The sequence below is a fragment of the Endozoicomonas sp. ONNA1 genome, from assembly GCF_024606325.1.
Lineage (GTDB): Bacteria > Pseudomonadota > Gammaproteobacteria > Pseudomonadales > Endozoicomonadaceae > Endozoicomonas_A.
In genome coordinates this window covers 1-10,147 of the sequence record NZ_JAHHPN010000178.1, presented here as the reverse complement: position 1 = coordinate 10,147, position 10,147 = coordinate 1, and the positions used below count along the sequence as shown (strand labels likewise).

The 10,147-nt window shown below is 48.8% G+C and carries 7 protein-coding genes; 5 read left to right on the top strand and 2 right to left on the bottom strand.

Going from position 1 to position 10,147, the window contains the following annotated elements; translation table 11 throughout:
- The first annotated feature begins 173 nt into the window (after window positions 1-173).
- Both KDK19_RS04220 and KDK19_RS04215 read left to right on the top strand, forming a co-directional pair.
- The gene (locus KDK19_RS04220) at window positions 174-1,901 is read left to right on the top strand and encodes a GspE/PulE family protein (protein ID WP_257252992.1); all 1,728 of its coding nucleotides are present in this window, start codon (window positions 174-176) and stop codon (window positions 1,899-1,901) included.
- 154 nt (window positions 1,902-2,055) lie between these two features.
- A complete protein-coding gene (locus KDK19_RS04215; protein WP_257275014.1) occupies window positions 2,056-2,475 on the top strand; it encodes a hypothetical protein in 420 nt (139 codons plus the stop codon).
- Window positions 2,476-2,477: 2 nt separating this feature from the next.
- Here KDK19_RS04215 and recN read toward each other — a convergent pair whose 3' ends face one another.
- The gene (recN, locus tag KDK19_RS04210) at window positions 2,478-4,163 is read right to left on the bottom strand and encodes a DNA repair protein RecN (RefSeq protein ID WP_257291389.1); all 1,686 of its coding nucleotides are present in this window, start codon (window positions 4,161-4,163) and stop codon (window positions 2,478-2,480) included.
- A gap of 258 nt (window positions 4,164-4,421) precedes the next feature.
- Here recN and grpE point away from each other — a divergent pair, with 258 nt between their 5' ends.
- The 3 genes from grpE (at window position 4,422) to dnaJ (ending at window position 8,471) form a co-directional block, all read left to right on the top strand.
- The gene (gene grpE / locus KDK19_RS04205) at window positions 4,422-5,006 is read left to right on the top strand and encodes a nucleotide exchange factor GrpE (protein ID WP_257252987.1); all 585 of its coding nucleotides are present in this window, start codon (window positions 4,422-4,424) and stop codon (window positions 5,004-5,006) included.
- A gap of 197 nt (window positions 5,007-5,203) precedes the next feature.
- Window positions 5,204-7,123 carry a molecular chaperone DnaK gene (gene dnaK, locus KDK19_RS04200; protein WP_257252986.1) on the top strand — a complete coding sequence of 640 codons (1,920 nt, stop codon included), beginning with the start codon at window positions 5,204-5,206 and terminating at the stop codon, window positions 7,121-7,123.
- 205 nt (window positions 7,124-7,328) lie between these two features.
- Window positions 7,329-8,471, top strand: coding sequence for a molecular chaperone DnaJ (dnaJ, locus tag KDK19_RS04195; protein ID WP_257252985.1), 1,143 nt, complete (start codon window positions 7,329-7,331; stop codon window positions 8,469-8,471).
- A gap of 66 nt (window positions 8,472-8,537) precedes the next feature.
- Here dnaJ and KDK19_RS04190 read toward each other — a convergent pair whose 3' ends face one another.
- Entirely contained in the window at window positions 8,538-9,947 is a 1,410-nt protein-coding gene (locus KDK19_RS04190) for a hypothetical protein (RefSeq protein ID WP_257252984.1), read from the bottom strand.
- Window positions 9,948-10,147: the final 200 nt, after the last annotated feature.

Below are 10,147 nucleotides of genomic sequence, written 5' to 3'. Positions count from 1 at the left end.
CTCAATTTCTTGCAATCCTCGCTACGGACGCTTAAGTCCGACAGGCTGCTAGATGGAAAATTTTTCAAGGTAAGAAGGAAACAACAGTGCCCAGTGTCCGGGAGCCGAAGTCAAACGCCAATAAATTCAGGGCTTCACTCAAGAACAGAGAACTCCTTCTGGATCTGCAGACGGTGGTCTCTGATCTGGTTCAGACGGGTCGGCTCAGGCCACCTGCAGCTGATGAAATATTGGCTCGTCATCGCAATGCTGATCAACTTAAGCTTCACCCTCTGGAGTACATTGCCTCACAGGCGCTGAAAGATGCCCGCAAAGGCGGCTCTCTCGATCTCGATACGTTGATGCTCTGGCTGGCGAATCTGTCAGGTCAGGAATATTTTCATATTGACCCATTGAAAATCGATGCCACGGCCATTACTCCGGTCATGTCTCACGCTTATGCTTTACGACACCAAATTCTGGCGGTAGAAGTCACGGCTGATGAGATTGTTATCGCTTCAGCGCAACCCTGGCACAGCGGTTGGGAGGATAATCTCAGGCATACTAACCGCAAGGAAATCCGGCGAGTTGTTGCCAGTCCGACTGATATCCGAAGATACACCTCGGAGTTTTATCGACTGGCACGTTCTGTTCTGGGCGCTAATGAACAGAATGGCGTTCAGTCCACTCAGCTGAACAGCTTTGAGCAGATGCTTGAGCTGGGCAATATGAAAGCTCCGGACGCCAATGACCAGCACATTGTCAATATTGTGGATTGGCTGCTCCAGTACGCCTTTGAGCAGCGGGCCAGTGATATCCATGTTGAACCCAGGCGAGAGCAGACTCATCTGCGTTTTCGAATTGATGGGGTGTTGCACCTTATCTATCAGATGCCGGCCAAAGTGGCTACTGCCGTGACCAGTCGTCTGAAGATTCTCGGTCGAATGAATGTGGCAGAGAAAAGAAAGCCTCAGGATGGTCGGCTCAAAACCCGCAACCCGGATGGCAATGAAGTCGAACTGCGGCTTTCAACCTTGCCGACTGCGTTCGGGGAAAAACTGGTGATGCGGATCTTTGATCCGGATGTTCTGGTCAAAGGATTTCGAGAACTGGGCTTTTCCAGAGAAGACGAACGTCGCTGGACTCATATGACTGCGCAGCCCAATGGGATTGTTTTGGTCACAGGCCCTACCGGCTCAGGTAAAACCACCACGCTCTATTCGACTCTGAAAACTTTGGCCACCGATCAGGTGAATGTCTGTACCATTGAAGATCCTATTGAAATGGTGGAATCCAGCTTCAACCAGATGCAGGTCCAGCATAACATTGATCTGACGTTTGCCAGCGGTCTGCGTGCACTTCTACGTCAGGACCCGGATATTATTATGGTGGGGGAGATTCGGGATCTTGAAACCGCTGAAATGGCGATTCAGGCGGCACTGACCGGTCATCTGGTGCTTTCCACTCTGCACACTAATGACGCACCGTCCGCAATAACCCGTCTGCTGGAGATTGGTGTTCCCCACTATCTCATCAAAGCTACGGTTCTGGGTGTTATGGCTCAGAGGCTAGTCAGAGTTTTGTGTCCTTCCTGCAAACAGTCAGTAAAATTCGACAAATCCGGTTGGAAATCCCTCACTCGCCCCTGGTCAGTTCCTGCACCAGCGCAGATCTTTCAACCTGTGGGTTGTGTGGAATGTCGGGATACCGGCTACAGGGGGCGAGCGGGTGTTTATGAGTTAATGCCTATGTCTCAACCTTTGAAGGATATGCTGGCAGAGAATGCCGATATAGAGAGTCTTCGTCGCCAATCTATTAAGGAAGGTATGTACAGTCTTCGTCTTTCCGGAGCTCAGAAAGTCGCAACAGGATTAACAACCATCGAAGAAGTAATGAGGGTGACGCCAGACCAGCAGCACTGACTGGCTCTCAGCTACTGAAGGAAATGCTTGAAGTCTCCCACTGACTATTCGATATTAATATCTTAAGTGACAGTGGAACAGTCGAATAATAATGAAAATACTTACCCTTACAAGCTTGCTTTTATTTCCTTTTGCGGTTCAGGCGCAGAAGGTAATGGAACTGCAACCAGCCGAAGCACCTCAATCATTTGTTGAGCAGATGCAGCAGAATTTTGATCCGGCCGTGGCCGATCTTGTGCTGGAGTCCTATTTGAACAGCCTGCTCAAGGCAAACGCTATCAAAGATGGGGCCAGAAAATCATCCATAAAATATTCTGTAAAGGCCAACCGGGAAGGTGAGTTGGTGGTGACTCGCTATCAGCAACTGGAGCAGGGACTGGTCAGAAACAATAATACCCTGGTAGTATACGGCGTTGGTCATACTTTGGAATCAGACTGTTCCAGCATTGAGCAGCGTTGCTGGATTTTGTACCCCGATAAGGATGAGCGTTGGGTTGAAATAGAATATGCACCCAAAGCCATAAGGGAACTGGCCAAAGGAATGGGATTACTCATCAAGGAACTGCAGAGGTGATTTCAGGCTGCGGACCTTGAATGGGTCAGGCTAAGCATCTCTTTTGCGTGGTTGAGCGTGGACTCGGTCATTTCGACTCCACCCAGCATTCGAGCGACCTCTTTAACACGACGATCGCCATTCAGGCCGACAATCTCGGTGGAGGTTTTGGCATTGCGGACCTTCTTGCTAACGTGCCAATGCTGATGCCCCTGTGACGCCACCTGAGGCTGATGGGTGACACAAATTACCTGACTTCTTTCCCCCAGCTCCCTGAGCATGGCTCCGACGATTTCCGCAGTTCCACCGCCAATGCCGACATCCACTTCGTCAAAGATCATACTGGGGATATGAGAGGTTTGAGCGGTTATCACTTGAATGGCCAGACTGATTCTGGACAGTTCACCACCAGAAGCTACTTTGGTTAATGCTCTGGGTGGCTGACCCGGGTTGGTCGTTACCAGGAATTCGATGTCTTCAGCACCATTGGGTGAGAGAGTGCTGCTCTCTACCGGTGTCAGGGCAATGACGAACTGTCCGTGGGGCAAGCCCAGCAAGGCCATACGCATGGTGACTTTTTTCTCAAGCTGTCTGGCTGCAGATTGACGTTTTCCGGATAGTTTTTCGCTTTGGTTCTGAAACTCGGATTTCAATTCGATCAGTTTTTGTTGTAACGCTTCAACTCGTTCATCGCCGAACTGGATGCTCTCCAGCTCAGAGCTGAGGGTGTTTTGTTTTTCCAATAACGCTTCGGGCTGAACCCTGTGCTTTCTCGCAAGGTCGTATATAGCGCTGAGACGTTCATCCACATCCTGCATTCTGGCCGGATCAGCATCAAAATGATCAATGAAGTGATTGATTTCCCCTACCGCTTCCTCGACCTGAATCTGGGCAGAGGACATCATCTCCAATGTGTTGCTGATGGCTGGGTGATCCATGTCCAGATCGCCCAGACGCTGCAGACAGACAGACAGTTGCTGGAGAATGTTGCCGGTCTCATTGTCGGAGCAAATAGTGTTGATCTCATGACAAACCGAAAGAGTGCTTTCAGCATGGGATAACTGTCTGAGTTCTAGCTCAAGCTGTTCCAGTTCTCCTTCCTGAAGTGACAATTGTTCAAGTTCCTGAAGTTGATAGCTGAGCAGTTGAACTCTTTCATTCTGTTCTTTGCGGTTATGGGCCAGTGTATTCAGCTCATGATGCGTCTGGTTGAACTGATGAGCAATGCAAGCCACTTCGGAGGCTAGTTTTTGTAGACCGGCATAATCATCCAGTAGCAGTCGATGGCTGTTTTTTTTCAGTAACGACTGGCTTTCATGCTGGCCGTGAATATCAATTAACCGCTCACCAATGCCCCGAAGATCGGCAAGGGGAGAGAGTGTTCCATTGATATAGGCACGGGACCGTCCTTCTTTGGTAATGACTCTGCGGAGGATGCACTCATCATCACTGGTCAGATCTTTTTCCCGGAGCCACGCTTTGGCCGCAGAGCAATGACTGATATCAAAAGAAGCCTGTATTTCAGCTTTGTCCGTGCCTTGACGAACGCAATGACTGTCGGTTCTGTCACCCGTGGCCAGACCCAGTGCATCCAGCATGATGGACTTGCCAGCACCGGTCTCGCCGGTAATCACAGTCATTCCGGATTGGATGTCCAGATCCAGCTGGTCAACGATGGCAAAGTTGCTGATGGACAATTGGGTCAGCATGATGAATACCCGCTAGTGTAGCGTGACTGTTTATATATACAGTAACCTGATGTGAGACATTCGTAAAGTTGGAGCTAAAAAAAATACTCTGATTACGACCAGATTGAGACCAGAGCATGTTGTGATTTTGTTCTGCAGATCAGTGTTTTGCGAAATGATCGGTTGCGTTAAAAAAACTGTTTGCAGGTCTTGAATCCAGATTTCGTGACCCAATATACGTTTCATCAAACGATTTGACTCCCGGTCGGAGATTCTGGAATGACAGTAGAAAACAGCAAACCTGATGAGCAGGAAATGGAAGAAGCCACCGAACAGCAGGCAGAAGAAAACTTGCTGAACGAAGAAGGTGGTGTTGAGCTGGACAGTGAAGGTGATCTGACCGACGGCCTTGAGAGTCAGCTGGAAGCGCTGAACGAAGAGCTGGCCAAAGCGAAAGATCAGACTCTGCGCGCTGCTGCTGAGATGCAGAACATCAAGCGTCGCGCTGAGCAGGATGTTGAAAAGGCTCATAAGTTTGCCTTGGAAAAATTTGTTGATGCGCTGATTCCAGTGGTTGATAGCCTGGAAAAAGGAATAGAAAGCGCTGAACAGGCAGAAGGAGCCCACGAAGCTCTTATAGAAGGCATGAAGCTAACACTGAAGCAGTTTCTGGATGCACTGGGGCGCTTTGGGGTGGAGCAGGAAGATCCGAACGGACAGCCTTTTGACCCGAATTTCCATCAGGCTATGTCCATGGTTCCGAATCCCGATGTTGAAGCCAACACCGTGATTGATGTCTTTCAGAAAGGTTACAAGCTGAATGGCCGTCTGATTCGTCCAGCCATGGTCGTCGTTTCCAAATAGGTGATTTTGTTGAGGAATATTCAAAAAAAGAATGTTTCAACAGCCTTGAAATCAAATCAATTGATCCCATATTGATTTCAAAGGCCAAAAACAGCCGCTCACCACTTATTGGCAAGCGGCCCTCAGCTGAAGAATTGAATTACAGAATTGAACTAAAGAATTTCGCTCTGCAAGCAGGGCAATGGAGAGATTGAACAATGGGTAAAATAATCGGTATTGATCTGGGAACCACCAACTCTTGTGTATCCATTCTGGATGGTGAAAAAGCCAAGGTTTTAGAAAATGCTGAAGGCGGTCGTACCACGCCTTCCATCATCGCCTTCACAGACGATGGTGAGACTCTGGTAGGGCAGCCAGCCAAGCGTCAGGCCGTTACCAACCCTGATAATACCCTGTTTGCCATCAAGCGCCTGATCGGTCGCCGTTTCAAAGACGATGTGGTCCAGAAAGACATTCAGATGGTTCCTTACAAGATTGTTGAAGCTGACAACGGCGACGCATGGGTTGAAGTTAAAGGTGACAAAAAAGCACCACCTCAGATTTCTGCTGAAATCCTGAAGAAAATGAAGAAGACCGCTGAAGACTATCTGGGCGAATCTGTTACTGAAGCGGTGGTTACCGTACCCGCTTACTTCAACGATGCACAGCGTCAGGCGACCAAAGATGCTGGTCGTATCGCCGGTCTGGACGTTAAACGTATCATTAACGAGCCCACTGCTGCTGCCCTGGCCTATGGCATGGACAAGAAGCAAGGTGATCAGACCATTGCCGTATACGACCTGGGTGGTGGTACTTTTGATATCTCTATTATCGAGATTGCTGATGTCGACGGCGAGCACCAGTTCGAAGTACTGGCCACCAACGGTGACACTTTCCTGGGTGGTGAAGACTTCGACATGCGTATGATCGACTACCTGGCTGAAGAGTTCAAAAAAGATCAGGGCATCGACCTCAAAGGTGATCCTCTGGCCATGCAGCGTCTGAAAGAAGCCGCTGAAAAAGCCAAGATCGAGCTGTCTTCTGCTCAGCAGACGGATGTTAACCTGCCTTACATCACTGCCGATGCAACTGGTCCTAAGCACCTGAACGTTAAAGTAACCCGTTCCAAGCTGGAGTCCCTGGTAGAAGATCTGGTTCAGCGCTCTCTGGAGCCATGCCGACTGGCGGTAAAGGATTCTGATCTGGATCTGTCTGATATCGACGAAGTCATTCTGGTAGGCGGTCAGACCCGTATGCCAATGGTTCAGGAAAAGGTGGCTGAGTTCTTCGGCAAGGAGCCTCGTAAAGACGTGAACCCTGACGAGGCGGTTGCTATGGGTGCTTCCATCCAGGGTGCGGTGTTGGCTGGCGACGTTAAAGACGTACTGTTGCTGGACGTCACTCCGCTGACTCTGGGTATCGAAACCATGGGTGGCGTTATGACGGCACTGATCGAAAAGAACACCACGATTCCGACCAAGAAGTCGCAGGTGTTCTCTACTGCTGATGACAACCAGAGTGCTGTAACCATTCATGTCTGCCAGGGTGAGCGCAAACAGGCATCTGCCAACAAGTCACTGGGGCGTTTTGACCTGTCTGACATTCCACCGGCTCCACGTGGCATGCCTCAGATTGAGGTCAGCTTTGACCTGGATGCTAACGGTATCCTCAACGTTTCTGCCAAAGACAAGGCTACTGGTAAAGAGCAGTCTATCGTGATCAAAGCGTCTTCCGGCCTGTCTGACGATGAAATCGATCAAATGGTTCAGGACGCTGAAGCAAACGCGGCTGAAGACAAGAAGTTCGAAGAACTGGCGGCTGTCCGTAACACGGGTGATGGTCTGGTACATGCGACGCGCAAGACTCTGGAAGAAGCCGGTGATAAGGCAACGGAAGAAGAGAAGAGTGCGATCAACGAAGCTTTGACTGCTCTGGAAGAGGCTCTGAAGGGGGACGACAAGGATCTCATCGAAGAGAAATCCAAGGCTCTCTCTGAAGCTTCTGCTGGTCTGGTTCAGAAGATGTATGCAGAAGCCCAGCAACCCGGCGCTGAAGGTGCACAGGAGGCTGAATCTTCTTCCGCTGCGGATGACGCCGTAGACGCCGAGTTCGAAGAAGTGAAAGATGACAAGAAGTAAGCCCATTCCGCGCTGCGGTATGAGTTGATTTGGCGGCGCGGGAGCTTTCTCCCGCGCTGTTGTGTTTAAGAGACTGTCTGAAAGGTTTCGCCGATTTTCCAAACAGTCTCTGATTCAATAAATCGGGATCGTTCCCGATGTATGAAAGCGATTTGGATTATTTCGGTCAGGTGATCTGACGGAACCTGACCACAGGGTGTTACTAATGGCAAAACGTGATTTTTACGAAGTACTGGGCGTAGAAAAGGGGGCCTCTGACAAGGAGATCAAGAAGGCCTATCGCCGTATGGCTATGAAGTTCCACCCTGACCGTAACCCCGATGACAAAGAAGCGGAAGAGAATTTCAAGGAAGTCAACGAGGCTTTTGAAATCCTCTCTGACGATCAGAAGCGTGCCGCCTACGACCAGTACGGTCATGCCGGTGTCGATCCTAACATGGGCGGTATGGGTGGTGCTGGTGGCTTTGGTGGCGCTGGCGGCTTTGGTGACGTCTTCGGTGATGTTTTTGGTGATATCTTTGGCGGTGGTGGTCATTCCCGAAGCTCCGTTCAGCGCGGTGCTGATCTGCGCTATCAACTGGAACTGAGTCTGGAAGAGGCGGTTAAGGGTACTACCAAGAAAATCAAGATTCCTTCTCTGGTCGGTTGTAAGTCCTGTGATGGTACAGGTGCCAAAAAAGGGACTTCTCCTGTGACTTGTAGCACTTGTGGTGGTGTGGGTCAGGTGCGTATGCAACAGGGCTTTTTCTCTGTTCAGCAGACCTGTCCTGACTGTCACGGTACTGGCAAGATGATTAAAGACCCTTGTCGTGAGTGTCATGGTGAAGGTCGGGTTCAGGAATATAAGACGCTGTCTGTTAAGATTCCTGCCGGTGTCGATACCGGTGATCGTATTCGTCTGGCGGGTGAAGGTGAAGCAGGCGTCAATGGTGGTCCAGCCGGAGATCTCTATGTTCAGGTCAGCGTGGTAGACCATCCGATCTTCCAGCGTGATGGCAAACACCTATACTGTGAAGTGCCCATTACCTTTGTTGATGCCGCCCTGGGTGGCGAGCTGGAAGTTCCGACCCTCGACGGCCGGGTAAAACTCAAGATTCCAAAAGAAACCCAGACTGGCAAGTTGTTCCGTCTCCGCGATAAAGGTGTCACGCCAGTTCGTGGCGGCAGTCGCGGTGACCTGATGTGTCGTGTGGTGGTAGAAACACCCGTGCATCTGACCGAACGTCAGAAAGAGCTGATGCAAGAGTTGAAGGAAACCTTTGTCGCAGAAGGTGAACATCGCCAGTCTCCCAAGAAAACGTCCTTCTTTGAAGGGGTTAAGAAGTTCTTTGACGATATGTCGTCCTGATCAGTTTGCCAGATTGAAAATAAAAAAGTGGCATTAGCGCCACTTTTTTTGTGTAGCCTTCTTCATCTATGGCGTACAGAAATATTTCTCGTATTCGCCAAGAAAGTATTGATGGTCAAAGAGCTCTGTGATCATGGCTCCCAGTCCTTCGTTTTTGTTTCTGAACGGGTTCTTTAGCATTTGCTTCACTATTAGAAACTCCCAAAAACCAACCTTTGGACTATCGATATCACTATCGAACCTTGTTATGTCAATGTATGTGAAAATCAGGCGATCTTCTTCGGCAATGACGACGGTGTTCCAAGCATGGTTTTTACATGTTGAAAACAACTTATCGGTCAGGTAAACATTTGCCAGTACGTCAGGAAACAGTTGTTTCAGTTGATTAAAAACAACCATCCCCAATACCGTGTATTTATCACAGTCGCCAATCCCTCTCCGCCAAAATTCAACTATCGGACGTTCTTTTGAGAAAGTCAGCTTCAGCTCGCCTTCATCTACTTTTGCGTAGTGAAGCTTTTGTGTGACAATCAGTGCTGTCAGGTAGAGCAAACTATAAATCGTTGGTTTTTTTGTTGTCTGTTTGACTATGTCTTCAACGTACTTGAAAATCTCCTCCTGATCGTTCGTTGAAAAATAGTCCATGGTATCGTATGTAAATAGTGTGTTAAGCCGGAAAAATAGAGCTTTTGGAAGTGGAATAGGCTCTTTTTTACTGTGGTAGTCTACAAGATTACCCAAGTACTCAAACTCAAGGTGGGTTGTGGGGTAGGCAGCACAAGTCTGTTGGTCAGAGATTAGAGATGGGTAGGTGTCCAGGTCAATGCCGCGGAAGTAGAGAGAAGTCGCATCTTCCAGTCTTATGTTTTTACTCACGGCTTCATGAAGAAAATCAGCAGGCACTTTTGAAAAATAGAGTTTTTTTAAATCATAGGCTGATCCGGTGAGTCCCTTGTATCTGGGCAAATCTTCTGTCGTTAGCCCGTGTTCGAACGCTTCCTGAAGGTTAGTATGCGCAAAGTCAGTCAAGACAGAGATGCCGTTTTTATTTAAGCTGCCCGCGAGATCAGAAGGTATTCCATATTTAGCGTAAGCGATAATACGGGTGGCTGAATCAATATCGGCCTCGACGTAGCGATTGGCCGTTTGGGGTGTTAATCCCGCCTTGAGAATCTTTTCTATAAAAATCTCGTCACCCGCTACCCTGGGATGAAACGATGCAACTATATCCGAAGTGATGTTGCGTTGGGTAAAACGGTGAATATCATATGGGCTGACCATTGGGGCTTCTTGAGCAAAAAGTAGGACTTCTTCTGGTGTGGTTCCCACTTCTATGAGGTACTTAATATCATAGTCGACCAGCCCGGCGCTCAAGTAGGGCTCTTTTTCTTGTTCTGTGATATCAGCTTTGACGCAGAAACTCGTCGTTATGATTAATGCAGTTAACAGCTTGATGGTATGGTTTAAAATGTTCACGAGCGCACTCCTTTTCAATCAGGTTTCATGACTCACTGAATGTTAGAGTTTCGGAAGAGTGATTAGTTCCCTGAGATGAAAGCCAGACTGGACAAAAAAGTGGCTTTAGCGCGGCTTTTTTGTCCAGTCTTCTTCAATACGGCGCACAGAAATATTTCTCGTATTCGGTAAGAAAGTATCGCAAATTGAAGTATTTTGAG